Source organism: Thermus sp. CCB_US3_UF1, from assembly GCF_000236585.1.
GTDB lineage: Bacteria > Deinococcota > Deinococci > Deinococcales > Thermaceae > Thermus.
This window is the reverse complement of record NC_017278.1, coordinates 497574-522029: the sequence shown is the minus strand read 5'-3', so window position 1 is coordinate 522029 and position 24456 is coordinate 497574. Positions and strand designations below refer to the sequence as shown.

Sequence of the window (24456 nt, the reverse complement as noted above, 5' to 3'; positions counted from 1 at the left end):
GGGGATGCTCTTACGCCTCGAGGTCCAGAACCTCGCCGCCATCCGGGAGGCCGTCCTGGAGCTCGGCCCCGGGCTCAACGTCCTCACCGGGGAGACGGGCGCGGGCAAAAGCCTCCTGGTGGACGCCTTAGCCCTCCTCCTGGGGGAAAAGGCGGAAGGGCTTCTGGGACCCTTCGGGGAAAGCCTCCTGGTCACCGCCTTCTTCCCGGAGCGGGTCCTCTCCCGCCGGGTGGGTAGCCGCTCCACCCCGCGGATCGACGGGGAGGTGGTGAGCCTCAAGGAACTCCAGGAGGAGGCGGAGCGCTGGCTTTCCCTCCACGCCCAGCACGCCGCCTTGGCCCTCCTCTCCCCCAAGCGGCAACGGGCCCTTCTGGACGCCCTCCTCCCCCCCGAAACCCTTGGGGCCTACGCCGAGGCCTATGGCCAATACCAGGCCCTCCTCGCCGAGCAGAGGGCCTTAGAGGAGGCCTTGAGGATGCGGAGCGAGCGGGAAGACCTCCTGCGCTTCCAGCTTCGGGAGATTGAGGAGGCCAAGCCCCGCCCGGGAGAGGACCAGGAGCTTTGGCAGGAGGCGGAAAGGCTTAGGCACCTGGAAGCCCTTAGGGAGCGGGCAGGCCGGGCCTACGCTCTCCTGGCCGAGGAAGGGGCCTTGGACCTCCTCCAGGGGGCTGTGCGGGAGCTCCGCGGGGGCGGCCGGTTTGACCGGGCCCTGGAAGCCCTGGCCGGGGACCTGGAAGCTGCCCTGCAGGGGGCCAGGGCCGTGGCCCGGGAGCTGGAGGACTACCTGGAGGGCCTGGAGGGGGACCCCGAGCGCCTGGCGGCCCTCGAGGCCCGGCTCTCCCTCCTGGAGAGGCTCAAGCGCAAGTACGGCCCCACCCTGGAGGAGGTGCTGGCCCATGCCCAAAGGGCCCAGGAGGAACTTCGGACGCTGGAAGGCGGTGAGGAGCGCCTCGAGGCGGTAAGGCGCGCGGTGCGGGCCAGCCGGGAAACCCTCCTCGCCGCCGGCGAAGCCCTCACGGAGGCCCGGGCCCAGGCGGCCCAACGGCTGGCCCGGGGCATGGAGGCGGAACTCTCGGCCCTGGGCCTCCCCCAGGCGCGCTTCCAGGTGGAACTCCTCCCCCTCCCTGAACCCGGGCCCTTCGGCCTGGAGGAGGTGGCCTTCCGCTTCTCCGCAAGCCCCCACCTGCCCCCCGCCCCCCTAGGCGCCGCCAGCGGCGGGGAGCTTTCCCGCATCGCCTTGGCCCTGGCCCTCCTTACCGGGGCCGAGGCCCCCACGGTGGTCTTTGACGAGATGGACACCGGGGTGGGTGGGGAGACGGCCTGGAAACTGGCCGAGCGCCTGGCCCGCCTGGCGGAAAGCCGCCAGGTCCTGGTGGTGACCCACCTGCCCCAGGTGGCCGCCCGGGCCCACCGCCACCTCCGGGTGGTCAAGGAAGGGAGCGAGGTGCGGGTGGAGGTCCTGGAAGGGGAGGCCCGGGTGCGGGAGCTGGCCCGTCTCCTCTCCGGCCAGTACACCGAGGCCGCTTTAGCCCACGCCCGCCTCCTCCTGGAGCGCCCATGAACCCCCTGGAAGCCCCCTACCCCGTCTTCCTCCTGCGAGGGGAGGAGGTGGTGGCCAACGCCCTGGCCCAAGGCCTTCCCCTCCCCCAAGGGGAGACCCTGGAGGTGGAAGAGCGGAGCTACCAGGTGGTGCGCCTCCCCACCCCGGAGGGGACCTACCTCCTCCTCCTGGAAACCACTCCCCTGGCCATCCGGGCCCGGGCCTACCAAAGCCTTCTCGCCGTGCTGAAAGGGCTTTTGCAGCACGAAGAGCCCGAGGGACTTCTTCAGGACCTCATCCGGGAAGCGGTGGCGGTGGTGCCAGGGGCCGAGGCGGGAAGCATCCTGCTGCGGGAGGGGGGCTTCTTCTACCTGGTGGCCCAGGAAGGGTTCTCGGAAGACCTCCTGGGGGCCCGCACCTCCTTGGAGGAGGAGCTGGCCTGGTATGGCCTGGGGGTGGACAACTGGCTCAAGGGCCGCCCCCGGGTGCTGAAGGGGACGGAGATCCGCCACCTCTCCAGCCTGAGCACCGTGGAGGCCCGGCCTGCCTTCTTTGAGCACGGCCGCCTCCTGGAGATCCAGGCCACCTTAGGCCTGCCCATCGTCCTGGAAGGGGAGGTGTTGGCGGCCATGAACCTGGACAGCTTCAGCCACCCCGAGGCCTTCACCCCCCTCTCCCTGGAGCTCGCCCAAGCCTTCGCCCTGGAGGCCGCCTTGCTCCTCAAGGCCATGCGGGAGCGGCAAGCCCTGCAGGAGAAGGCCCGCACCGATCCCTTGACGGGGCTGGGCAACCGCCGGGCCCTGGAGGAGACCTTCCCCCAGCTCCAGGCCGAGGCCCGCACCCTGGGGGAGCCCTTGGGCCTCATCTACTGGGATCTCAACGGCCTGAAGGCCCTGAACGACCGGGAAGGCCATGCCGCCGGGGACCGGGCCCTGAAAAGCCTGGCCACGGCCCTGAAAAGCCTTTCCCGCCGCCGGGACCTGGCCTTCCGCGTGGGGGGGGATGAGTTCGTCAGCCTGCACCTGGGCCTTTCCCCGGAGGAGATCCCCCTCCTCATCGCCCGGCTTCAGGCCAACCTACCCTACGGGGTGGCGGCGGGGGGGCTTTGCGTGGGGGAGGAAAGCCTGGAGGAGGCCCTGGAGGAGGCCGACCGACGCATGTACCGGGCTAAAGGAGGCCCTTGACCCCATCGGCCACGTACTGCACCGCCAGGGCCGCCAAAAGAAGGCCCAGGACCCGGGTGACCACGTTAACCCCGGTGCGTCCCAGAACCTGGCGCACGTGCAGGGCAGCCCGCAGGAAGAGGTAGGCCAGGAGGAGGACCAAAAAAGCGGTGAGGAGGACCACCGCCCAGCCCCAAGGCGTCCCCCGGGCCTCCCCCCCCAGGATGAGGACGCTGGCCAAGGCCCCGGGGCCGGCGATGAGGGGGATGGCCAAGGGGAAGACGGAGATGTCGGCCCTGTGGAGGGCCTCGTCCTTCTCCTCCTCGGTTTCCCGCTCGTGATGGGCGAAGACCATCTCGGTGGCGATGCGAAAAAGCAGGATGCCCCCGGCGATGCGCAGGGCCTCGAGGCTGATCCCCAGGTGCTCCAAAAGCCCGCGGCCAAAGAAGAAGAAGGAGACCAGAAGCCCCCCCGCCACCAGGACCGCCTTCTTGGCGATCTGGGCCTGCTTCCTCGGGGGGCGGTCCCCGGCCAGGGCCAGGAAGACGGGGACCAGCCCCACGGGGTCCACGACCACGAAGAGGGTAAGGAAAGACTTGAGGAAAAGTTCCAGCACCGCTTTAGGAGGGCAGCCCAGGGGCCCGTTTGCCAGCCTTCCCCGCCACCAGGAGCTCCCCGAACTCCTCCTCCAGGGCCTTGGCCCCCTCCTCGCTCCGGGCCACCACCAAGATGGTGTCCTCCCCGGCCAGGGTGCCCACGATCTCGTCCCGCCTGAGGCGGTCCATGAGGAGGGCGATGCCCGAGGCGTGGCCCTCGGCGGTCTTCACCACCAGGATGTTGCCGCCCCGGTCCACGTCCTTCACAAAGAGGCCAAACTGGCGTTTCAGCTCCTCGTGCACATCCTCCGGCAGCTCCAGGGAGGGAAGGGCATACTTGTGCCGACCCTTGCCCAGGGCCACCCGGGCCAGGCGGAGCTCGGCGATATCCCGGCTCACCGTGGCCTGGGTCACGTCAAAACCCAACTGCCTAAGCCGCTCCACCAGCTCCTTCTGGGTACCGATCTCCTCGCGGCTCACGATCTCTTGGATGGCGCGGTGCCGTTCCGCCTTGCTTCGCATAGACACCCCTTTAGGCTTGCCAAAACTCTTTGACGAAATCCAGTATACGGTCGGCCACCTGGCGCTTGGACATCCGGGGAAGCTCCAGGATCCGCCCATCCTTGAGGAGCAGGACCACCTCGTTCTCGGGGCTGCCGAAGCCCACCCCCTCCCGGTTCACCCAGTTGAGGACGATGAGGTCCAGGTTCTTGCGCCAAAGCTTCCCCTTGGCCCGCTCCAGGCCCTCCCCGGTTTCCATGGCGAAGCCCACCAGGACCTTATCCCCCTTCTCCTGCCCCAGCTCCTTGAGGATATCGGGGTTGGGCACCAGGCGCAGGATCCTTTCCGCCTCCACCTTAGGCTCCTTCTCCGCAAGGACCTCCGCCGGGCGGTAGTCGGCCACCGCCGCGGCCATCACCACCCCCTGGGCCCAGGGGTAGCGCTCCCGGAGGCGGTCGCGCATTTCCAAGGCGCTTTCCACCCGCACCACCTCCACCCCCCAGGGGTCAGGGAGGCAGGTGGGCCCGGCCACCAGCACCACCTCCGCCCCCCGGTCCCGGGCCGCCTCGGCCACGGCGTAGCCCATGCGCCCTGAGGAAGGGTTGGAGAGGAAGCGCACCGGGTCCAGGTACTCCCGGGTAGGCCCAGCGGAGACCAAAAGCCTTAAGCCCTGGAGGTCCTTGGGGGTGAGGAAGGCGTGGAGGCGCTCCACCAGCTCCTCGGGCTCCAGCATCCGCCCCCAGCCCTCCCCCTCCCCCACCGCGGCCAGGGGGCCGTAGGCGGGGCCGAAGACGGCATGGCCCAAGGCCTTAAGCCGCTCCACGTGGGCCTGGGTCTGGGGGGCGAGCCACATGGCCTGGTTCATGGCCGGGGCCCAGGCCACCCGCTTGGCCCCGGCCAGCAAGGTGGCGGAAAGGAGGTCGTCGGCCAGGCCCAAGGCGGCCTTGGCCAGGGCGTCCGCGGTGGCCGGGGCCACCAGGACCACGTCGGCAAAGCGGGCCAGCTCAATGTGCAGGGCCCGGCCATCGGGGCGGAACCAGGCCTCCTCCGTAGCCACCTCCCCCCCCGCGGCCACCGCCAGGGAGAGGGGGGTGACGAACTCCAGGGCCCTGGGGGTGGCCAGCACCCGCACCTCGTGCCCCGCCGCCCGCAGAAGGCGGAGGAGGTGGGGCACCTTGATGGCCGCCACCCCCCCCGTCGCCGCCACCAGGACCCGGGCCACCTAGGCCTCCTCTTCCTCCACCGGGTAGAGCCTTTCCATCTCCTTCTGCAGCCGGTCCTCGGGGATCAGGTTCTCCCCGAAGACCAACCGGCCCGTCAAGGCCTCCTTCATGGCCCAGGTGACGGCGTTGGGATCGTCGTAAAGCCCCTCCAGGGTGCGCATCTTGGGCCTTTCCTCCGGCTCCAGCACGGTGTTCTTGAAGCGGTGGCGCAAAAGCTGCTGCGCCCGCTTGGCCACCACCACCGTAAGCCGATACTTGGAATCCACCAGGGCAAACAGCTTGTCAATCCCGGGTTCCGCCATGGTTCCTCCGCAAGATCTCGTCCAGCTCCGCTTCCAGATCCCCATCCCGCTTTAGGGCCCGTTCCAGGGCCCGGGCCATCCTGGGAGTCCGCCGCCGCTCTGCGGTCAGGATGGCCAGAAAGTCGGCCACCGCCTCCTCCAGCACGTCGTTCACCACCACGTAGTCAAAGAGGTGGGCGTTCTGGATCTCCCACTCCGCCTGCGCCAAACGTTTTTGGATCTTTTCTGGGCTATCCTTGCCCCGGTAGACCAGGCGGCGCTTCAGCTCGGAAAGGGAAGGCGGCAGAAGGAAGATGAGAACCGCCTCCGGCACCTTGGCCCGCACCTGGAGGGCCCCTTGGACCTCAATTTCCAAGAGCACATCCTCCCCCCGGGCCAGGGCCCGCTCCACCGGGGCCTTGGGGGTGCCGTAGAGGTGGCCCACGTACTCGGCGTGCTCCAGGAACCCATCCTGGGCCAGAAGGGCCTCGAAGGCGGGGCGGTCCACGAAGTAGTAGTCCACCCCGTCCCGCTCCCCCGGCCTAGGGGGCCGGGTGGTCATGGAGATGGAGTAAAAGAGGCGGGTACGCTCCAGCACGCGGGCCCGCACCGTGCCCTTCCCCACCCCGCTGGCCCCGGTCATGACGAAGAGGCGGCCCCGCATACCCTTCACCCCGGGAGGATACCAGAACCCCCTTCCTCCGGGCAAGGATTTTTGTGCTCTAGGCACATTTCGCCCGTGGTACACTTGGGGGCGTGGCTTGGTACGAGGGCGTTTTTTTCTACCAGATCTTCCCCGACCGCTTCTTCCGCGCCGGCCCCCCGGGCAGGCCGGCCCCCGCCGGACCCTTGGAGCCTTGGGAGGCCCCCCCGAGCCTCCGGGGGTTCAAGGGGGGTACCCTCTGGGGGGTGGCGGAGAAAATCCCCTACCTGAAGGGCCTGGGGGTGGAGGCCCTCTACCTGAACCCCATCTTCGCCTCCACCGCCAACCACCGCTACCACACCACGGACTACCTCCAGGTGGACCCCTTGCTGGGGGGAAACCAGGCCCTAAGGCACCTCCTGGAAGTGGCCCACGCCCACGGGATCCGGGTGATCCTGGACGGGGTTTTCAACCACACGGGCCGGGGCTTCTTCGCCTTCCAGCACCTCCTGGAAAACGGGGAGGCAAGCCCTTACCGGGACTGGTACTACGTGAAGGGCTTCCCCCTGAACCCCTACGCCCCCCAGCCCAACTACGAGGCCTGGTGGGGCAACCCCGAGCTCCCCAAGCTCCGGGTGGAAACCCCGGCGGTGCGGGACTACCTCCTGGGGGTGGCCGAGCACTGGATCCGCTTCGGGGCCGACGGCTGGCGGCTGGACGTGCCCAACGAGATCCGGGATCCGGAGTTCTGGCGGGCCTTCCGCCGCCGGGTCAAGGGGGCCAACCCCGAGGCCTACATCGTGGGGGAGATCTGGGAGGAAGCCGAGGCCTGGCTCCAGGGGGACATGTTTGACGCCACCATGAACTACCCCCTTGCCCGGGCCATCCTGGGCTTCGTGGGCGGGGAGGCCTTGGACCGGGAGCTCGCGGCCCGCTCGGGCCTGGGGCGGATCGAGCCCCTGCAGGCCCTGGCCTTCAGCCACCGGCTGGAAGGGCTTTTTGGCCGCTACCGCCTCGAGGTGGTGCGGGCCCAGATGAACCTCCTGACCTCCCACGACACCCCCCGCCTCCTCAGCCTCCTCCGGGGGAGCGTGGCGCGGGCCCGGCTGGCCCTCGCCCTCCTCTTCCTCCTGCCGGGAAACCCCACGGTCTACTACGGGGAGGAGATCGGGATGGAAGGGGGGATGGACCCGGAGAACCGCGGGGGCATGGTCTGGGAGGAAGCCCGCTGGAAACGGGAGATCCTGGAAACCGTGCGCCGCCTGGCCCGGCTTCGCCAGGAACACCCCGAGCTCCGCACCGCCCCTTACGCCCGGGTCTACGCCGCCGACGGGCACCTGGCCTTTACCCGTGGGCCTTACCTGGTGGTGGTCAACGCCAGCCCTGAACCCTTCCGCCAGGACTTCCCCCTGCGCGGGGCCCTGCCCCGGGGGGCCCAGGCGGTGGACCTCCTCTCCGGGGCCTCCTGCACCCCCATGGGGGGCCGGCTCTGCGGCCCCGAGCTTCCCCCCTTTTCCGTGGCGGTCTGGGCCGAGGTCTAGGGCCAGGCCCCCTCAAAGCGGAGGAGCCAGGCCTTAAGCCCCTCCTGTCCGGCGAACCCCCCAAGCCGCCCGTCGGCGTGGACCACCCGGTGGGCGGGAACCAGGAGGAAGAAGGGGGAGGCCCGCATCCCCGCCCCCACCGCCCGGGGGGAAAGGCCCAGCTCCCGGGCCAGGCTCCCGTAGCTTTCCTTCCGCCCGTAGGGGATGCGGCGTACCCGCTCGTACAGGGCTACCCGGGCCGGGGAAAGGCCGGTGTAGTCCAGGGGAAGGTCCAAGAAATCCGGCTTCGCCCCGGCGAAGTAGGCCCGGACCCCTTCCCGCACCGCCTCGGCCCAGGGCCCTTCCGCCTCCTTGCCCCGGGGGAAGAGGGCGGGCACCAGGCGGCGCACCCCTAAGGGGGAAACCTCCAGCCATAGGGGGCCGATGGGGGTGGAAAGGAGCATGCCCTTAAGGTAGCCGGGCCAGGGCCCCGGGGAAAGGGGGCTCGGCCAGGAGGAGGTCGGAGAGGAAGGTGCCGGGGAAGTAGTGGCCGAGGATCTCCCGGTAGGCGTAGCCGGCCTCGGCCATGCCCTTGGCCCCCCACTGGGAAAGGCCTACCCCGTGCCCGGCCCCCCGGCCCGCCACCTCCCAGCCCTCAAACTCCGCCAGGGCCGAGGGCAGGCCCATGAGGCGGAGGAGGCGCCCCGCCTCGGGGCCCTGCACCTCCACCCCCAAAAGGCGCACCCGCCACGCCCGGCCCGAGGGGCTCCTTTCCAGCACCTGCGGGGGATCCTGGCCCTTGGGGGTGCGCCCCAGGGACACCAAGGCCCGGGAGGCGGCCTCCGGGGTGAGGCGGAGGCGCCAGGCGCTCTTGGGTCCCCGGGCATAGGGGTCCGGACGGGGGCGCAGGTAGGGTAGGGCGTTTCCAAAGACCTCCTCGCTCCCTGCGGTCATGCCGCCCGAGTCGGCGTGGTAGAGGGCGGAGATGGCCCTGCCCCCGTAGCTTAGGACCTGGCCCTGGGTGGCGGCCACCGCTTCCCTGTGCCTGGCCGTCTCCGCCCCCAGGCCCAGGTAGACCTGGCAGAGCTCGCTGGCGCAAAGGTCGTAGGGGGCCCTGGGGTTCAGGCGGTTCACGGCGAAGGTGCGGGCCACCACCGCCTGGGCCTTGAGGGCCTCGAGGGGAAACCCTTGGGGCATCTCCCCCGGCAGAACCCCGAGGAGGTAGTCCTCCAGGGGGACCAGGTTCACCAGCAAAAGCCTCTCCCCCTGGACCAGGAGGCGCACCCCCCCGCGGTAGGGGCGCCCCTCGAGGCGGAAGTAGGGCACCGCCAGGTCCCAGAAGGGCTGAACCCGTCCCTCCACCGCTACCCCCTCCCCCATCCCCCGGACCACCACCTCGCCCTGGGGGAGGGCAAGGGGCACCTCCTGTCCCAGGGGCACCTCCTTGAGGAGGACCCGCAGGAGAAGGTCCTTGGCCTGGCCCCACCCCGGGGAATGGAACGGGAAAAGGAGGAGGGGCAGAAGGAGGATAAGGAGCCAGCCACGCGCCATACGGCCTCGCCCCCAGATTACCACCTAACCCAGGGTCAAAACCGCCCGGCCGTACCCCGGGGCCTCCTCCAGGCGGCGCAGGGCCTCGGGGTGGCGGAGGGCGTACATGGCAAAGGGAAAGACCCGCTCCTGGGGAAGGCCCAGGGGCAGGAGGTGGCGCTTGAGGCGCTCCAGGTGGTGGAGCAAGACCCCATCCCGGTGCAGGCGGGCCCGCAGGAGCTTGCGCCAAAGCCTCTCCCCTTCCCCTTGAAGCCGCGCCCGGTACCGGCGAAAAGGCCGTTCCAGGGTGGGCTCCAGGGCTTTGGCCCGCTCCGCCAGGGCCTCCGCCTGGGCCAGGAGCCGGGCCAGGTCCTCCTCTAGCTGGCGGAACTCCTCCAGGGTCTTCCGCACGGCATCCAAAAAGGCCTCCTCCCCCCGGGCCAGGAAGGCCCAGGGGTCCAGGGCATAACGCCCCAGGATGCGGACCACCGGGGGCTCCAGCACCACCCCCTGCAGGCGCAGGAAAAGGGCGGGAACGGGCAGGCCGTAAAGCCCGTAGACCCGGGTGAGCTCGGCCACGTAGCGGAACTCGTTGGGCCCCACCACAAAGCCCGCGGTAGGGAGGACGAGGTCCTGGAAGATGGGCCTCAGGCCCGCCGCCGGGGTCAGCCGGGTGGGGTCGGTGCGGAGGAGTTCCAGAAGCTCCTTCCGGGTGTAGGTCCGCACCCCATCGCGGAAAACCCCCCCTTCGTAGTGGAGAAGCCGCCGGGCATCGGTTTCCAAAAAGAGGTTGGTGGCCCCCGGCTTCCGCCCCAGGGGCGGCTTACCCCCCAGGGAGCGGATCCGCTCCGCCTCTTGGTTGATGGCCTCGGCGCTGGCCAGGGGGTCGGAAAGCTCCCGCTCCAGGGCCTCCTGGAAGAGGGGGGCCAGCTCCTCGGCCATGGGGTCAAAGGGCAGAAGACCCCGCTCCCCCAGGAAGGCCAGGAGGAGGCGGGCGAAGAACTCGGCCAGGGTCCGCCCCTCCAGGGCATAGGCCACCCGGGCCTCGCGGGCCCAGGGGCCTAGGAATTCCCGCAAGCGCTCCCGGTGGGGCTCGAGGGATAGGCGGCCTGCGGGCAGGGGGGGAAGGGGCAGGGAAAGGGTGCGCACCTCCTCCTCCCAAAGGAGGTGGAGGTGGCGGACCTCCTCCACGTCGTGGTCCTGGGAGGCCACCCAGAAGACCGCCGCCCCCCCCACCTCCCCGGCCAAGGAAAGGGCGGAGTGGGCCTTGTAAAAGGTAAGGGCCGGCCCCCCCAAAAGCCCCGCCTGCTGGCCGGTCACCACCGCCCCCTGCGGCAGGCGCTCCAGGAAACGCCGGGCCTCCTCGGGGGCTCCCAGGCGCTTTAGGTAGGCGGAAAGGGCGGGGAGGAGGCCGGGGTGGCCCACGCGGCCCATCCGTTCCCGCAAGGCCTCCATCCCCTGGGGTAGGCCCAGGAGGCGGGCCAGAAGGGCAGGTTCCACGCCCCCAAGCCTAAAGGGCCCCCGCCTGCTGGGCAAGGGCTTCCCGGGCCCGCACCTCCACCCGGCGGTAGCCCAGGTCCACCCAGCCCAGAAGGGCCCACTCCCCCAGAAGCTTGGTCACCGTCTCCCGGGTGGCCCCCACCATGTGGGCCAGGTCCTGGTGGGAAAGGGCTACCTCGCCCCCCTGGGAAAGCCTTAGGAGGAGGCGGGCCAGGCGCTGGCCCACGGAGAGGTGGCGTACCTCCCAAAGCCTTTCTTCCGCCGCCTTGAGGCGGGCGTAGATCCCCTTGAGGAGCCAGGCTTCCACCTCCGGGAAGCGGTCCCGCAGGGCCTTTAGCTCCCCCTTGGGGGCGAAGAGGAGCTCGCCGTAGGTGAGGGCGCTGGCCCCGGCGGTGCGCCTCGCCTCCCCCACCAAGGCCTCCTCGCCCAGAAGCCCTCCCGGGCCCACCACCCCCAAGGTGGCGGCCTCCCCGGTGGGCGAACGGGGGCCCTCCAGCCACAAAAACCCCTCCCGCACCAGGTAAAGCCCGTCCACAGGGTCCCCCAGGGCGTAGAGAGGGGCGCCCCGCCGGACCCTTAGGGGTTGGAAGACCCGGGCGGCCTCCCTCCGGGCCTCTGGGGCCAGCTCCTGGAACATGCCCCGAGTTTACAAAAAGAGGGGGGCAGCGGAGGGGGGAAGGAGCCCCCGGGCCTCGGCCTCGGCCAAAAGGCGGCGCACCGCCTCCTCCCCTTCCTCCCCCAGATCCAGGCTGAAGGCGTTCACGTAGGTACGCACATGGGCCCAGAGAACCTCCTCGGCCATCTCCTGGGCATGGGCCTTCAGGTAGGGCAGGGTCTCCTCGGGGTGGGCCAGGGCATACTCTAGGCTTCGGCGCACCGCCTGGTCCAGGGCGCGGATCCGCTCCTCCCCCAGGTCCCGCCGGGCCAGGATCCCCCCCAAGGGGAGGGGAAGGCCCGTCCAGGCCTCCCACCACTCCCCCAGGTCCAGGACCTTGACCAGGCCGTACTGGGGGTAAGTGAAGCGGCTTTCGTGGATGATGAGACCGGCTTCCACCTCCCCCTGGGCCACCAGGGGCATCACCTGGTCGTAGCGCACCTCGAGGGGCTGGAAGCCCTGGGCGTAGAGGGAAAGGAGCAGGAAGGCCGTGGTGTTGCGTCCGGGGATGGCCACCCGTACGCCTTCCAGGCTCTCCAAGGGCCTTCGCGCCACCACCAAGGGCCCCACCCCCCGCCCCAGGGCCCCCCCGCTCCGCAGGGCCACGTACCGGTCCCGCACCCGGCCGTAGGCGGCGTAGGAGAGCTTGGTCAGGGGCAGCCGGCCCTCCAGGGCCCAGCGGTTTAGGGTCTCCACGTCTTCCAGTACCGGCTGTATGGGGAGGGGGCTTTCCACCCGTCCGTGGGTGAGGGCGTAGAAGATGAAGGTGTCGTTGGGGCAGGGGGAGTAGCCGAGGGCCAGGGCTTCCATGCCCCCCTTATACCACGCCTCAAGGGCCCCGGCCATGCCCCTTGAGGGCCCGCTTGAAGAGTTCGGGGGCGAAGGCCTTCAAGGCCCGCAAGAACCCCGTGGCCCCCCGGGCCCGGCCAGGGATGATGTGCACGGGTACTCCCAGGCGTTCGGCCTCGAGGCGCACGGGCTCGGAAAGGTCGTGGCCCACGTAGCTGGAAACGATCATCAGGCCATGGGCCTTTTCCAGGCGGTTCTGGATGCGCTTCAGGGCCTCCTTCCCCACCCCGGCGCTGTCGGCATCAAACCAGTCCACCCGGAGGCCCCGAGCCTCCAAAAGGGGCACCAGACGGCTCCGGAGCTGGGTATGCCCCCCCACCACCAAAAGGTGCTCCCCGTGGAAGCGGGGCAGGGCCTCCTCCAAAAGCCCCTCGGGGTCCTGGGGGACTTCCGGGGGCTCCTCCCCCATGGCCTTCAGGCCCTGGCCCACCGCCTTGAGCTCCTCCAGGTACAGGGCCAGGCTCTCGTCGTGGGGGCGCAGGAAGAGGAGGTTGCGCAGCACCTCCCGGGCCAGGCCCAGGTCCTTCTCCCCGTAGAGGGCCACCTCCAGGGCCTTCTGCCAGTACTCCGCCGCCTGACGCCACTCTCCTTGGGTCTCGTGGTGCTCCGCCAGGTCAAAGAGGACCTCCAGGGCCTGCGGGTGGGCCCTAAGTTCCTCCAGGAGGACCGCCTCCGCCTCCTTGGCCCGCCCTGCCCCGTACAGGGCCGCCAGGTACTGCCCCCGCACGCTTTCCGCCTCGGGGCTTTCCCGGAAGGAGCGGGAGAGGCGGTAGGCCAGGGCCAAAAGCTCCAAGGGGGGCCTGGGGGTGCGGCCTAGGGCCTGGTAGAGGACGCTAAAGGCCGCCCAAGGCCCCTCCAGCCTCTCCAAAAGGGAAAGCAGGCCCAAGAGGTCCTCCTCCGCCACCTCGGCAAGCCCGGCATCCCGGGCCCGGGAGAGGAGTTCCCGGGCCAGGACCTCCTCCCCCCCGGCCAGGGCCTCCTGGGCCAGGTGGAAGAGGTAGGGGGCGGGGTAGGCCTTCAGGGCGTGGGCCCGCTTGTGGTCCCCCAGCACCTCCCGCAGGGGCCGGCGCAGGGCCCGCTTCACCTCCGCCAGGTGGTGGAAGGCCATCCCCGCCACCTCCCCCTCCCCGTGGCGGGCCGCCCGCTCCAGGAGGTAAAGGGCCTCGCGGAAACGCCCCTCCCGCTCCCGCAGGATGCCCAAAAGGAGGAGGGCCTCGGGGATCTCCGCCCGGGCCAGGGCCTCCGTGAGGTAGGGCTCCACCGCCTTCAGGTCCTCCCCCTTGTGCTCCAAGGGGGTGCGCAGGCGCACGGCGGCCAGGGCCAGGCCCAAAAAGCCCTCCGCCTCATCCAAATCGGCCAGCCTCCGGGCGTAGCGCTCCGCCCGGGCGAAGAGGCCCTGGAGGAGGGCGGCCCTTAGGCCAAGCCGGAGCATCTCCCGGGTGAGGAGCCCCGGGGAGAGGTCCTCCACGAACTCCGCCCGGCGGCTCACCTCGGTCCACTCCCCTTCCCGGGCGAAGCGGCGCATGCGCCCCTCGATCCCCTCCAGGGCCTCCCGCACGTAGACCTCGGCCTCGGGCAGGCCCGACTCCACGAACTGGCGCAGGGCATCCGCGTACCGCCCCTGGGCCAGGTAGACCCGGCCCAGGGCCAGGCGGTACCGCCCCCCCCGCCCGGCCAGGGCCTCGAGGCGCCCCTTAGCCCGCTCGTAGTCCTTGAGCTCCACCAGGACCAAGGCCCTCAAGTCCTCCGCCTCCTCCCGCATGGCCCGCCGCAGGGCCTCCTCAGCCTCGGCAAAGCGGGAAAGGGCAAAGAGGGCCCTGCCCCGCAGGTAGGCGGCCTCCCCTTCCACCCCCTCGGGCAGGCGGGCAAGGACCTCGGCGTACTGCCCGGCTTCCAGAAGGGCCTGGACCTCGGCCAGGTCGGGTTCCGCCACGGCCACGGCCACAGGTTCCTCTAGGGCAGGGAGGTCCTCCCAGGCCTCCTCTAGGGAAACCTCCGCCAGGGCCTCGGGCCTCCGGGCCAGGACCAGGAAGTACTCCCCCTCCCCCACCCGCTCCACCTCCTGAAAGCCTAGCCGCCTCAGCCCTTCCTCCACCCCCTCGAGGCTCTTGCCCAGGAAGGGGCCGTGGCCGTAGGCCAAAAGCCCCCCGGGGCGGAGGAGGCGGAGGAAACGGGGGAGGCGGGCAAAGAAAGAAAAGCGCTTCCAAAAGGCCTCGGGCTCCAGGCGGCTTTCCATCCCCTCCTCCACCCAGCCCTCGGGGAAGACGGAGAGGAGGAGCAGGGTGTCAAAGGGAGGGAGCTCCACCTCCTCCGCCCAGCCCAGGTGCCAGGCCACCTCCGGCACCCGCCTCCGCCCCACCGCCACCGCCTCCTCCACCCCGTCCAGGGCGTGCCAGGAGAGCTCGGGCCGCTTCCTTTGCAGGTACCCCACCAGGGCCCCGGTGAAGGCCCCCACCTCCAGGACCCGGCCCTCCACCCTTTGGGGTAGCTCCCGGGCGTAAAACTCCAGGAAGGGCAGGTGCATGCCGTAGACCAGGGCCTCCCCCCGGGGCACCTTCAGGACCTCGCGGTAAAAACTTCGCACCGCCTCCCGGCCCCCACCCCCCAGGTAGGCCCGCCAGGCCCGGAGCAGGGGTTGGCGCTTGCCGGGGCTGCCCAGGCGCCTGGCCAGCTCCGCCTCAAAGCGGGAAGGGGAAACCGGCCCCTGAACGCCAAACCGCTCCTTCAGGTAAAGCCTTAGCTCGTCCGGCATTTGCCGGAAGTGTACCAGGGGAAAGGGCGATTGGTCCATAGGGAAACCCGCCCAGGCCCAGGCCCAGGCGGGTGAGGACGAGAGGCTTAGGCCACGGCCTCGGCCTGGAACAGATCGGCGTAGCGGCGCTTGGCCCGGACCGGGGCCCGGTGCCAGACGTAGGAGGCCAGGAGGGGGAAGGCCAGGGTGGCCTCGGCGAAGACCATCTGGGAAAGGGCCGCGTCCACCTTGCCCCAGCTCTGGGCCTCGCTCAGGGTGGAACCGGAAAGCCCCCCGTCCCGCTCGTCGGCCACGGTGATCTGGATGGCGTACTTGTGCATCTCCACCTGGTGGCCCAGGACCTCGGCGGCCACCACGATGTCCTGGGCGAAGTTCTTGGGCACCCCGCCCCCCAGCATGACCAGGCCGGTGGTGCCCGCCTGGAGCTTGATCTGGGTGAGCTCGCGGAAGTCGGCCACGGAGTCGATGGTCACGTGGGCCTTGGGGTGCTTCACCTGGTGGTAAACGAGGCCGAAGCCGGCCGAGGAGTCGGAGAAGGCGGGGACAAAGATGGGCACCCCCTCCTCATAGGCCGCCCGCACGATGCTCTTCTCCCCCAAGCCCCTCTCCGCCAGGTAGCGGCCCATGTGCCAGATGAACTCCCGGCTGGAGTAGGGACGGGGCTCTAGGCTACTGGCGATCTCGGCGATGGTGTAGTCCGTGTGGCGGAGTTCCTCCTCGTCAATGTAGGTGTCGTAGATGCGGTCAATCCAGAGGCGGCGCAAGGCCTCGTCGTCCGCCTTGGGGTCCCCCTGGTAGTGGCGGTGGCCCAGGGCCTCAAAGAAGTCCTGGTCCACGATGTTGGCCCCGGTGGCCACGATGGCGTCCACCAGGCCCTTGCGGATGAGGTCGTGGACGATGAGGCCCTGCCCGGCAGAGACCAGGCTCCCGGCCAGGGTGAGGATCACCGCGGCCTCGTCCTCCAGCATGCGGAGGTAGATCTCCGCCGCCCGGTGGAGGTTCCTGGCCTGGAAGGCCGTCTTGCCCATGGCCTCGAGGATGGGCCCGGCGTCAAAGGCCTTGATGTCGATGGGAACCACGGGCGTAGAGAGGAGTTCCTTCTTTTCCATCTCGCTCCTTTCTACGCGGGGTGGGCGTCGGGCGGCTCCCCCCTTCCTGCGCCCCCTGCCCCCAGGGGCAGGACCCTAAGTATACCACCCCCCCGCGATGGGGGGGTAGACCTCCAGGGGGCCCTCGGTGGCCTCCTCCAGGCCCACCACCCTATCCCCCACCGCCAGGAGCCAGACCTCCTCCAGGGGGATGCCCAGGCGCTCCAGGGCTTCCTTGGGGGTCCTGGCCTCCACCCGGAGGCGCTCCCCATAGCGGCGCAGGTCCCCGTAGAGGATCACCTCCATCAGTACCCCTCCCGCACCACGTTCAAGAGGGGCTCCCCCCGCAGGTACCGCCCCACCTGCTCGGCCAAGAACCGGGCCGCCCGCCGGGAAAACCCCTGGGAAAGCCCGGCCACATGGGGGGTGATGACCACCCCTTTGGCCCGCCACAGGGGGTGGCCTTCGGGCAGGGGCTCGGGATCGGTCACGTCCAAAAAGGCCCGCACCCGGCCCGCCTCCAGGGCCTTCAGGAGGGCTTCCGTGTCCACCAAGGGCCCCCGGCCAGCGTTCACCAGGAGGGCCCCGGGCTTAAGGCGGGCCAGGAAGTCCTGGTCCACCATCCCCCGGGTCTCGGGGGTGAGGGGGAGGAGGAGGACCACGGCGTCCGCCCGGGGCAGGAGGTGGGGGAGGTCCTTGGGGGTGTAGACCCCAGGCCGGGGGTGGCGGGCCACGGGGAGGAGCTCCACCCCAAAGGGCCTAAGCCGGGCCTCCACCGCCTTCCCGATGGCCCCGTAGCCCAGGAGCAGCACCGTCTGGCCCTCCAAGTCGGGAAGGCGCCTGGGGGCCCAGCGGCCTTCCCTCTGGGCCTCCAGGAAGCCTGGGAGGTCCTTAAGGAGGGAAAGAAGGGCCAGGACCACCCACTCGGCCACGGGCACGTCGTGGATGCCCGAACCGTCGCAGAGGACCACCCCTGGGGGGAGAAGGGGCAGGATCCAGTCCACCCCGGCGGAAAGGGTCTGGACCACCCTGACCTCCACCTCGGCCAGGACCCGGCGCACCACCTCCTCCTGGCCGAAGGGGGGGAGGAAAAGGTCAGCGCTCCTAGGCCAGGGCTCGTCCAGAAAGCGCACCTCCACCCCCTGGGGCAGGAGGGCGAAGACCTCCTCCCTAAGCCTCGAGGTCAAAATCCTCACGGCACACCTCCATGTACACATCCTCCTTCCCCTTGGGCCCGGGGCCAAAGCCCACCTCGCGGAACCCCGCCTTTTGGAAGGCCCTCCGCGCCCGAAGGTTGTGGGCGAAGGTGCGGAGCCTCACCCGCTTGAGCCCAAGCTGGCCAAAGGCATACCCCAGGGCGGCCCGCACCGCCTCGGTGCCGTACCCCTGGCCCCAGCGGTCCTTCCGCCCGATGAGGATGCCCAAGGTGGCCTCCTCGGGGGTGAGGTCGTAAAGCTCCAGGGTGCCCAGGTACTCCCCCTTTTCGTCCAGAATGGCGAAGGCCATCCGGTCCTTGCGCCGCATCTCCGCCTGGACGAACCGCTTGAAAAGCCAAAGGGGGGAGCGCAAGGGGCTGGAACCATTCCACTCCGCCACCTCGGGGTCGCGGAAGGTTTCGTAAAGCCCCCGCCACTCCGCCTCCGTAAGCCCGGCGGCGAAGGGCTTCAGGGTGACGCGGCCATGCCGGGGCCAATCCACGGGTATAGCCTAACCCCGAAGGCCCCGGGCCATGGCCTTAGGGGTAAAGGCCCCGCAGGGCCCGGGCCTCGAGGACCCGGGTGGCGGCCACCACGTAGGCCGCGGTGCGCAAGGGGATCTTCTTCTCCTGGCTCACCTGCCACACGGCCTCAAAGGCGCTCCGTAGAACCCTTTCCAGCCTGGCGTTGATCTCCTCCTCGCTCCAGAAGTAGGAGTTGAAGTCCTGAACCCACTCAAAGTAGCTCACCGTCACCCCGCCGGCGTTGGCGATCACGTCGGGCACCACCAAAACCCCCTTCTCCAGGAGGATGTCGTCCGCCGCGGGGGTGGTGGGGCCGTTGGCCCCTTCGGCCACGATCTTGGCCTGGATGCGCCAGGCGTTCTGCTCGGTGATCTGCTTCTCCAAGGCGGCGGGGATGAGGAAGTCGGTGGGGATGGACCAGAACTCGGCGTTGGGCAGGGGCTCGGCCCTGGGGTAGCCCCGCACCCCCCCGTACTCCTGCACGTGGCGGAGGAGGTCGTAAGGGTCAATCCCCCCCTCGTGGTAGACCGTGCCCGTGTGGTCCTGGACGGCCAGGATCCGGGCCCCGTGGTCGTGGAAGATGCGGGCCGCGGCGTTGCCCACGTTGCCGAAGCCCTGGAGGATCACCCGGCTGCCGGCGATGGGAAGCCCGATCTTCTCCGCCGCCGCCGCCGCGGTCACGAACACCCCCCGCCCCGTGGCGTCCCGCCGCCCCAGGGAACCCCCCAGGGCGATGGGCTTGCCCGTCACCACCCCGGGCACGGTGCGGCCCACGTTCATGGAGAAGGTGTCCATCATCCAGGCCATCTCCCTCTCCCCGGTGTTCACATCGGGGGCGGGGATGTCCCGGTCGGGCCCAAGCAGGATGCCGATCTCCGAGGTGTAGCGGCGGGTGAGGCGTTCCAGCTCGTGGGGGGAGAGCTTCCTGGGGTCCACCCGGATGCCGCCCTTGCCCCCCCCGTAGGGCAGGCCCACGGCGGCGTTCTTGATGGTCATCCAGGCCGCCAGGGCCATGACCTCGGAGAGGGTGACCTCGGGGTGGTAACGCACCCCGCCCTTGGCGGGACCGCGGGCGGTGTTGTGGTGAACCCTGTACCCCTCAAAGTGGGCCACCGTGCCGTCGTCCAGGTGGATGGGCACGTCCACGATCAGGACCCGCTTGGGCCGCTTGAGGCTCTCGGCCAGGGGAGCGTACCGCCCCAGGTAGGGGATTACCCGGTCCACCTGCTCCACGAAGATCTCCCAAGGGCCGCCGTCCTTGCCCAGGTAGGAAAGGGGTTCGCTCTTCATACGTCCTCGTTCAAGGGTAAACGCCGCGAAGCCGGGTAGCCTCGTTCAGCCGCTCCAGAGCCAGGGCCAAAGCCCCGGTGCGCAGGTCGGCCCCAAGCCCCTCGGCCCGGGCGCATACCTCGGCCACCGCTTTGGCCACGCTCTTGGTAAAGCTTTGCCGCACCTCGTCCGCACTCCAGAAGAACATGTTGAGGTCCTGCACCCACTCCAGATAGCTGGCCAGAAGCCCCCCGCCCCCGGTGAGGAGGTCCGGCACCACCAAGACCCCTTTGCCCAGGAGGTAGGCCTCGGCCTCGAGGGTAAGGGCGAAGTTGGCCGCCTCCAGCACCGCCCGGGCCTGCACCCCCTTGGCCCTTTCCCCATCCAGGGCCCCCTCGAGGGCCGCCAGGACCAGGTAGTCCACGGGCAGGGCGAAGACCTCCTCGGGGGCCAGGTGGTAGTGGGGAAGCTCCCCCGTGGCCTCGTAGTGGCGGAGGACCTCGCCCACGGGAAGCCCCGCCTCGCGGTACATGACCCCCCGCCCCGTGGAGACCGCCACCACCTTGAGGCCCATGGCCTCGGCGTGGAGGGCGAAGCTCCCCCCCACCTGGCCGAAGCCCTGCACCGCCACCCGGGCCCCCTCGAGGGGTAGGCCGCGCCTTTGGGCCAACTCCCGGAGGACCAGGGCCACCCCTAGGCCCGCGGCGTCATCCCGGCCCTCCGAACCCCCCAGGGCGTGGGGCTTGCCCGTCACCACCCCGGGCACGGTGGAGCCCACGGTCATGGAGTAGGTGTCCATGATCCAGGCCATGACCTGCTGGTCCGTGCCCACATCGGGGCCCAGGATGTCTATATCCGGGCCGATGAGGTTCACCAGCTCGGCGGTGTACCGCCGCACCAGGCGCTCCAGCTCCCGGGGGGAGAGGGCCTTGGGGTCCACCGCCACCCCGCCCGCCGCCCCTCCGAAGGGGAGGTCGTAGACCGCGGCCTTCAGGGTCATCCAGGCGGCCAGGCCTGCGGTCTGGCCCAGGGTAACCCCGGGGTGGAGGCGCACCCCCCCCTTGGCCGGGCCGCGGGCGATGTCGTGCACCACCCGGTACCCTTGGAAGACCCGCACCTTGCCGTCGTCCATCACCACGGGCAGGGAAACCGTCACCAGCCGCTTGGGGTGGGCCAGGTACTCCACCGTGGTGGGGTGGACCGCCGCCACCTTCAGGGTCCGCTCCAAGCGTTCTAGAAAGGCCTCCCAGAGGCCCGGGTCCTCCGGGGGGCGGTACGCGGGAATGGCCATAGCCTCACCGAGGGGATTATACCCCGCCCTTAGGGGAAGGCCGCCCCCTAGGCCAGGCGCTCCGCCTCCTTCAAGGCCAAGGCCTTCAGGGCCTCCTTGTAGGGGGAGTCGGGCAGGAAGGCCAAGGCCTCCGCCGCCTGCTGGGCCCGCTGGCGGATATGGGCCTCCACTTCCCGGGCCACCCCGCTTTTCCGGGCCAGGTCCCGGAGGCGCTCCAGGTCCCCCGGCTCCCGCCCCTTGCGCCGCAGGACCTCCCGCACCTCGGGAAACCGCTCCATGAGGAGCAGGGTGATGAGGGTGGCCTTCCCCTCCCGCACATCCCCCCCCACGGGCTTGCCCAGGACCTCAGGGGTGCCCATGAGGTCCAGGTAATCGTCCCGCATCTGGAAGGCCTGACCGTAGAGGAGGCCGAAGCGGTATAGGGCCTGCCGCACCTCCAAGGGCTCCTCCCGCAGCAGGGCGGGTCCTTCGGTGGCCAGGGCCATGAGGACCGCAGTCTTGGCGGTGATGATGCGCTCGTAGTTCTCCAGGGAGTAGTCCTCCAAGGCCGCCACCTGGAACTGGAGCACCTCCCCTTCCGAGAGGGTCTTGGCCACCTGGGCGAAGCGCTCCACCAGCTCCATCCGCCCCGTCTTGGCGATCACGTGGAGGAGGCGGGAGAGGAGGAAGTCCCCCGAGAGGACGGAGACCGCGTTGCCGTATTTGCGGAAGGCCGCCTCCTTCCCCCGGCGGGTTTCCGCCTCATCGATCAGGTCGTCGTGGAGGAGGGTGGCGGAGTGGAGGAGCTCCACCGCCAGGGCCAGCTCCAGCTCAAAGGGGGCGCCTCCCAGGGCCCTCGAGGCCAAGAAGACCAGCCGGGGGCGGATGCGCTTGCCCCCGGCGGTCACCAGGTCCTGGTGGATGAGGCGGATGAAGAGGACTTCGGACTGGACCAGTTCCGAAAGGGCCTGTTCAAAGCGGAGGAGGGGGGCCTCGAGGGCTTCCTGAACCGTCACGCCCCCTAGTATAGCTTCCTCAGCTATTGACCCCGTAAGGGATACTTCACCTGGTACTCTTGCAACCAGGTCACCGTCCGCCCATTGGCAGTGGTCAGATACCAGGTAACCTGGTAACGCCAGTTCAAGGGCGCATTCTGATTCAGATGCTCCAAAGCTACCCTCCCGTCCAGGCTAAAGCTAAAGGGCCTGGACTGCTTGTATGCATAGGTCACCTGGCCATTCGCTTCCTCCCGCCCCGGAGGAACTTCCACGCCCACGAATCCACTACCCAAGGAAGAGCCGGAAAAAACCTCGTTGCCCGAGTCGTCCACCACCAAGTACTCATAACGTTCCAGATACCCACCTGGGGCTCCCGGGGCCGCCTGAACATAGGCGTTGTTACCCACTACGATAATCCTTCCCTGGTCGTCCACCTCGTAGCCCAACTGGGTAGGCTCCAGAAGTACGCGGTAAGGCTGCTGGAAGAAGACATCCGTGCCGCAGGCGGCAAAGGCCAACGCCATTCCCAAGCCCAAAAGGATCTTTAGCCCTTTCATACTCACCCCATCATCTCCTCTCTCCACTTAGGGTTCAGTATAGAGAAGGAAAGCCGCGCCAGTCCAGCCAGGAAGTCCACGTTCTCCACCGCCACCTCCTTGGGCACTTCCAAGACCACCGGCGCAAAGTTGAGGATGCCCCTGATGCCCGCGGCCACCAGACGGTCCGCCGCCTCCTGGGCCGCTTCCCGCGGCACGGTGAGCAAGGCGATCTCAATGCGGCCCGGCACCCTCTGCGGGAGAAGGTCTAGGGGCTCGATGACGCCGCTTCCCACCCTGCGGCCGATTTTTTCCGGATCTACATCAAAAAAGCCCCGCAGCTCAAAGCTTTCCCCAAAGCCCGGGTAGTCGGCCAAAGCGCTACCCAAACGCCCCATGCCCACGATGCAAAGGCCCCATTTGCGGTTCAGGCCCAGGATGTGGCGGAGTTCCCGCTTGAGCACAGGGACGGTGTACCCCACCCCCCGGGTGCCGTAGGAGCCAAAGTAGGACAGGTCCTTGCGCACCTGGAAGGCCGTCACCTGGGCCTCCTCCGCCAGCTGCTCGGAGCTGGTGCGGTGGACCCCCTTGGCCTCCAGCTCCTCCAGGATGCGCAAGTAGGTGACCAAGCGGATGATGGCTGCGCTAGGAACCTTCATCGCACCTCCAGGGCCTCTAAACCCAGGGCCGCCACCTTGGCTTTCACATCTTCCTTCTCCGCCTCGGCCACCGGGCCCACCCGGACCCGGTAGACCCCGTCCTTGACCAGAACCACGGGCAAGCCCAGCTCCTTGAGCCTGCCGGCCACGAGCAAGGCGTTTTCCTCCTTCTGGAAGGCCCCCACCTGCAGGTAGACCTGCCCCGCCGGAGGCGGGGCAGCCCCCTGGCCCCGGTAGACCTGGGCCCCGTAAACCGTTAGGGCCTCGGCCACCTGGCGGGCCTGGGCCTCGGAGGCGTAAGGCCCCACCACCACCCGGGTCAGGTTTCCCGCGGGCTCCAAACGGGCGGGATAGCCCTTTTGGGCTAGCTCCTGGCGGAGCCTGGCGGCGTTTTCCGGGTTGGCGAAGGCCCCCACCACCACCCGGTAGGCGCCTGTGGGCGAAGGAGGGGCGGAAGAACGGGGGGGCGAAGCCTGGGACGGGGCTTGAACCTGGCTGGCCTTTTGGGGGGCAGGGGCTACCGGGGACCGTCCGGTTTCCTCGGAAGCCGGGGGTGCCTGGGGCAGGGGCAGAACGGTTACCACCGGCTGGGCCGGTTCTGGGGAAGGGGTGGGGGCAGGGGACGGAGAGGGGGAAGCCGGCACCGAGGGGGCAGGGAGGCTTTCCGCTTGTGGCTTAGGCCGGGCAAAGGGGTTCACCCCGGTGAGGTAAAGGACGATGCCCGCCGCCACCACGGCGATGAGCAAGAAGATCAGGAGGTCCAGCCAGTTTTCCCGAAGCCAGCGCATCTTACCTCCGCAGAAGGGCCTTGGCCTCGGCTGAACCCAGGTTGGCCGCCTGGGTCAGGGCCCGCTGGGCCTCCGCCTCGCGGCCCAGGGCCTTGAGGGCCAGGCCCAGGTTGTACCAGGCCGCGGCCATGCGGGGCGCAGCCTGGAGGATCTCCCTCAGGACCAGTTCGGCCTCGCCAAACCGCCCCAGGGCCAGCAGGGAAGCCCCCAGGTTGACCCCGACCTCGGGGCTTTTCTGGGCGGTGTAGGCGGTGCGCAGCACCCCCAAAGCCTCCTCGGCCCGGCCCATCTCCAAGAGGATGGACCCTTTGAAGGCCTGGGCCTCGAGGGCGTTCACCCCCTCTAGTAGCTCCAGGGCCTCCACCCGGCGCCCCAGGGCGCGGGCGGCCTGGGCCTTGAGGAAAAGCCCGGAGGGGCCCGCCTCGTCCGCGTAGCGGTAGGCGTTGGGGTAGTCCTTCAGGGCCAGGTAAGCCCCGGCCAGGGCCAAGGCCACCTCGGGCTCGGGGCTGGTGCGGTAGGCGGGGAGGAGGAAGGCCAGCGCCCCCCGGGGGTCCCCCGCCTCGAGGCGGGCGCGGCCCAGGAGGTAGGCCGCCTCCCATAGGGAGGGGTCCAGGGCGTAGGCCTCCCGCAGAAGGGGCTCGGGGCTTGGGGAAAGGAGAGCCTTACGCAGGAGAAGCCGGGCCCGGGCCTTCCCCTCCACCAGGGCCAGGCCCCGGTCCAGTTCCCGCAAGGCCCGGGCCTTCAGCCCCTCCTCCGCCAGGATGCGGGCCAGGAGGTCCCAGGCCTCGGCGGCCTTGGGGTCCCGGTTGAGGAGGCCATAGAGCACCGGCACCGCCTCCGCCCGGGCCCCCGCGGCGTAAAGGGCCTGGGCCAAGGCCAGGCGGTAAGCGGGGCTCCGCTCGGGGGTAAGGCCCTTTTTGAGGGCTTCCGCCGCCTCTTTGGCCTGGCCGGCCTGGGCCAGGGCGCTGGCCCAGCCCAAGTAGGCCTCCTCGCTGGGGGAAAGCTCCGCGGCCTTGGCAAAGGCCCCCGCCGCCTCCTGGGGCTTCCCCAGGCGCAGGTAAACCTGGCCCAGGTTGAAGTGGCCCTCGTAGCGTTCGGGGAAGACCCGGACCATCTGGTCAAAGGCGAAGCGGGCCTCCTCCAGGCGGCCCGCCCGGAAGAGGGCCACCCCCAGGCCCAGGTGGGCCTCGAGGCGGCCATAGTCCCGGGCCAGGACCTCCTCGTAGGCCAAGGCGGCCTGGGCGTAGTTCCCCGCCTTCAGCAGGGCCTCCGCCTGCTCCAAGGAGGGCTGGGCCAGGGCCAGGCCCAACCCCAGAAGGAGCGGAAGGGCTTTGGGAATGGGTTTCATCATAGGGGCCTCCAAACCCGTCGTTGC

The 24456-nt window shown here is 69.8% G+C and carries 24 protein-coding genes and 1 pseudogene; 3 read left to right on the top strand and 22 right to left on the bottom strand.

The window, feature by feature from the left end; all coding sequences use genetic code 11:
- Window positions 1-4 precede the first annotated feature (4 nt).
- A complete protein-coding gene (locus tag TCCBUS3UF1_RS02510; RefSeq protein ID WP_014514928.1) occupies window positions 5-1561 on the top strand; it encodes a DNA repair protein RecN in 1557 nt (518 codons plus the stop codon).
- The gene (locus TCCBUS3UF1_RS02505; RefSeq protein ID WP_014514927.1) at window positions 1558-2724 is read left to right on the top strand and encodes a diguanylate cyclase; all 1167 of its coding nucleotides are present in this window, start codon (window positions 1558-1560) and stop codon (window positions 2722-2724) included. The genes TCCBUS3UF1_RS02510 and TCCBUS3UF1_RS02505 overlap by 4 nt, the downstream gene beginning before the upstream one ends.
- On the opposite strand, the gene TCCBUS3UF1_RS02500 is transcribed toward TCCBUS3UF1_RS02505, so the two are convergent.
- The 5 genes from TCCBUS3UF1_RS02500 to gmk are packed head-to-tail and all read right to left on the bottom strand — an operon-like array spanning window position 2708 to window position 5968.
- Entirely contained in the window at window positions 2708-3319 is a 612-nt protein-coding gene (locus TCCBUS3UF1_RS02500) for a MarC family protein (RefSeq protein ID WP_014514926.1), read from the bottom strand. The genes TCCBUS3UF1_RS02505 and TCCBUS3UF1_RS02500 overlap by 17 nt on opposite strands.
- Window positions 3320-3323: 4 nt before the next feature.
- Window positions 3324-3821, bottom strand: coding sequence for an arginine repressor (argR, locus tag TCCBUS3UF1_RS02495; RefSeq protein WP_014514925.1), 498 nt, complete (start codon window positions 3819-3821; stop codon window positions 3324-3326).
- 10 nt (window positions 3822-3831) lie between these two features.
- A complete protein-coding gene (coaBC, locus tag TCCBUS3UF1_RS02490; protein ID WP_014514924.1) occupies window positions 3832-5022 on the bottom strand; it encodes a bifunctional phosphopantothenoylcysteine decarboxylase/phosphopantothenate--cysteine ligase CoaBC in 1191 nt (396 codons plus the stop codon).
- Window positions 5023-5325, bottom strand: coding sequence for a DNA-directed RNA polymerase subunit omega (gene rpoZ, locus TCCBUS3UF1_RS02485; RefSeq protein ID WP_014514923.1), 303 nt, complete (start codon window positions 5323-5325; stop codon window positions 5023-5025). It lies immediately after the preceding gene.
- Window positions 5306-5968 carry a guanylate kinase gene (gmk, locus tag TCCBUS3UF1_RS02480; RefSeq protein WP_014514922.1) on the bottom strand — a complete coding sequence of 221 codons (663 nt, stop codon included), beginning with the start codon at window positions 5966-5968 and terminating at the stop codon, window positions 5306-5308. Before gmk ends, rpoZ begins: the two co-directional genes overlap by 20 nt.
- Before the next feature lie 92 nt (window positions 5969-6060).
- On the opposite strand from gmk, the gene TCCBUS3UF1_RS02475 reads away from it, so the two are divergent.
- Entirely contained in the window at window positions 6061-7488 is a 1428-nt protein-coding gene (locus TCCBUS3UF1_RS02475) for a glycoside hydrolase family 13 protein (protein ID WP_014514921.1), read from the top strand.
- Here the strand turns inward: TCCBUS3UF1_RS02475 and TCCBUS3UF1_RS02470 are convergent.
- The 17 genes and pseudogenes from TCCBUS3UF1_RS02470 to TCCBUS3UF1_RS02390 form a co-directional block, all read right to left on the bottom strand.
- Window positions 7485-7931 (bottom strand): methylated-DNA--[protein]-cysteine S-methyltransferase, encoded by a 447-nt coding sequence (locus TCCBUS3UF1_RS02470; RefSeq protein WP_014514920.1) that lies wholly within the window; start codon window positions 7929-7931, stop codon window positions 7485-7487. The genes TCCBUS3UF1_RS02475 and TCCBUS3UF1_RS02470 overlap by 4 nt on opposite strands.
- Before the next feature lie 4 nt (window positions 7932-7935).
- Window positions 7936-9018: a SpoIID/LytB domain-containing protein gene (locus TCCBUS3UF1_RS02465; RefSeq protein ID WP_014514919.1), complete on the bottom strand. Its 1083-nt coding sequence runs from the start codon at window positions 9016-9018 to the stop codon at window positions 7936-7938.
- Window positions 9019-9042: 24 nt separating this feature from the next.
- On the bottom strand, window positions 9043-10497 hold the full coding sequence (gene bshC / locus TCCBUS3UF1_RS02460) for a bacillithiol biosynthesis cysteine-adding enzyme BshC (protein WP_014514918.1): 1455 nt from the start codon (window positions 10495-10497) through the stop codon (window positions 9043-9045).
- 10 nt (window positions 10498-10507) lie between these two features.
- A complete protein-coding gene (locus TCCBUS3UF1_RS02455) occupies window positions 10508-11134 on the bottom strand; it encodes a Crp/Fnr family transcriptional regulator (protein ID WP_014514917.1) in 627 nt (208 codons plus the stop codon).
- Window positions 11135-11143: 9 nt separating this feature from the next.
- Window positions 11144-11962: a menaquinone biosynthesis family protein gene (locus TCCBUS3UF1_RS02450; protein ID WP_014514916.1), complete on the bottom strand. Its 819-nt coding sequence runs from the start codon at window positions 11960-11962 to the stop codon at window positions 11144-11146.
- 19 nt (window positions 11963-11981) lie between these two features.
- Window positions 11982-14753, bottom strand: a complete 2772-nt coding sequence (locus TCCBUS3UF1_RS02445) for a tetratricopeptide repeat protein (RefSeq protein ID WP_041433695.1) — start codon at window positions 14751-14753, stop codon at window positions 11982-11984.
- 86 nt (window positions 14754-14839) lie between these two features.
- A complete protein-coding gene (locus TCCBUS3UF1_RS02440) occupies window positions 14840-15862 on the bottom strand; it encodes a deoxyhypusine synthase (RefSeq protein WP_014514914.1) in 1023 nt (340 codons plus the stop codon).
- An 11-nt stretch (window positions 15863-15873) separates the two neighbouring features.
- Window positions 15874-16147 (bottom strand): annotated as a pseudogene (locus TCCBUS3UF1_RS02435) (hypothetical protein).
- The gene (locus TCCBUS3UF1_RS02430; protein WP_014514912.1) at window positions 16147-17037 is read right to left on the bottom strand and encodes a 2-hydroxyacid dehydrogenase; all 891 of its coding nucleotides are present in this window, start codon (window positions 17035-17037) and stop codon (window positions 16147-16149) included. The pseudogene TCCBUS3UF1_RS02435 and the gene TCCBUS3UF1_RS02430 overlap by 1 nt, the downstream one beginning before the upstream one ends.
- Entirely contained in the window at window positions 17012-17539 is a 528-nt protein-coding gene (locus tag TCCBUS3UF1_RS02425; protein ID WP_014514911.1) for a GNAT family N-acetyltransferase, read from the bottom strand. The genes TCCBUS3UF1_RS02430 and TCCBUS3UF1_RS02425 overlap by 26 nt, the downstream gene beginning before the upstream one ends.
- 37 nt (window positions 17540-17576) lie before the next feature.
- Window positions 17577-18851 (bottom strand): Glu/Leu/Phe/Val dehydrogenase, encoded by a 1275-nt coding sequence (locus tag TCCBUS3UF1_RS02420; protein ID WP_014514910.1) that lies wholly within the window; start codon window positions 18849-18851, stop codon window positions 17577-17579.
- Between the two features lie 10 nt (window positions 18852-18861).
- Window positions 18862-20121 (bottom strand): Glu/Leu/Phe/Val dehydrogenase, encoded by a 1260-nt coding sequence (locus TCCBUS3UF1_RS02415; protein WP_014514909.1) that lies wholly within the window; start codon window positions 20119-20121, stop codon window positions 18862-18864.
- 47 nt (window positions 20122-20168) lie between these two features.
- Window positions 20169-21116 (bottom strand): polyprenyl synthetase family protein, encoded by a 948-nt coding sequence (locus tag TCCBUS3UF1_RS02410; RefSeq protein WP_014514908.1) that lies wholly within the window; start codon window positions 21114-21116, stop codon window positions 20169-20171.
- Between the two features lie 23 nt (window positions 21117-21139).
- Window positions 21140-21655, bottom strand: coding sequence for a hypothetical protein (locus TCCBUS3UF1_RS02405; RefSeq protein ID WP_014514907.1), 516 nt, complete (start codon window positions 21653-21655; stop codon window positions 21140-21142).
- Between the two features lie 2 nt (window positions 21656-21657).
- Window positions 21658-22293, bottom strand: a complete 636-nt coding sequence (locus TCCBUS3UF1_RS02400) for a redox-sensing transcriptional repressor Rex (protein ID WP_014514906.1) — start codon at window positions 22291-22293, stop codon at window positions 21658-21660.
- On the bottom strand, window positions 22290-23081 hold the full coding sequence (locus TCCBUS3UF1_RS02395) for an SPOR domain-containing protein (protein ID WP_014514905.1): 792 nt from the start codon (window positions 23079-23081) through the stop codon (window positions 22290-22292). Before TCCBUS3UF1_RS02395 ends, TCCBUS3UF1_RS02400 begins: the two co-directional genes overlap by 4 nt.
- A gap of 1 nt (window position 23082) precedes the next feature.
- On the bottom strand, window positions 23083-24432 hold the full coding sequence (locus tag TCCBUS3UF1_RS02390; protein WP_014514904.1) for a tetratricopeptide repeat protein: 1350 nt from the start codon (window positions 24430-24432) through the stop codon (window positions 23083-23085).
- Window positions 24433-24456: the final 24 nt, after the last annotated feature.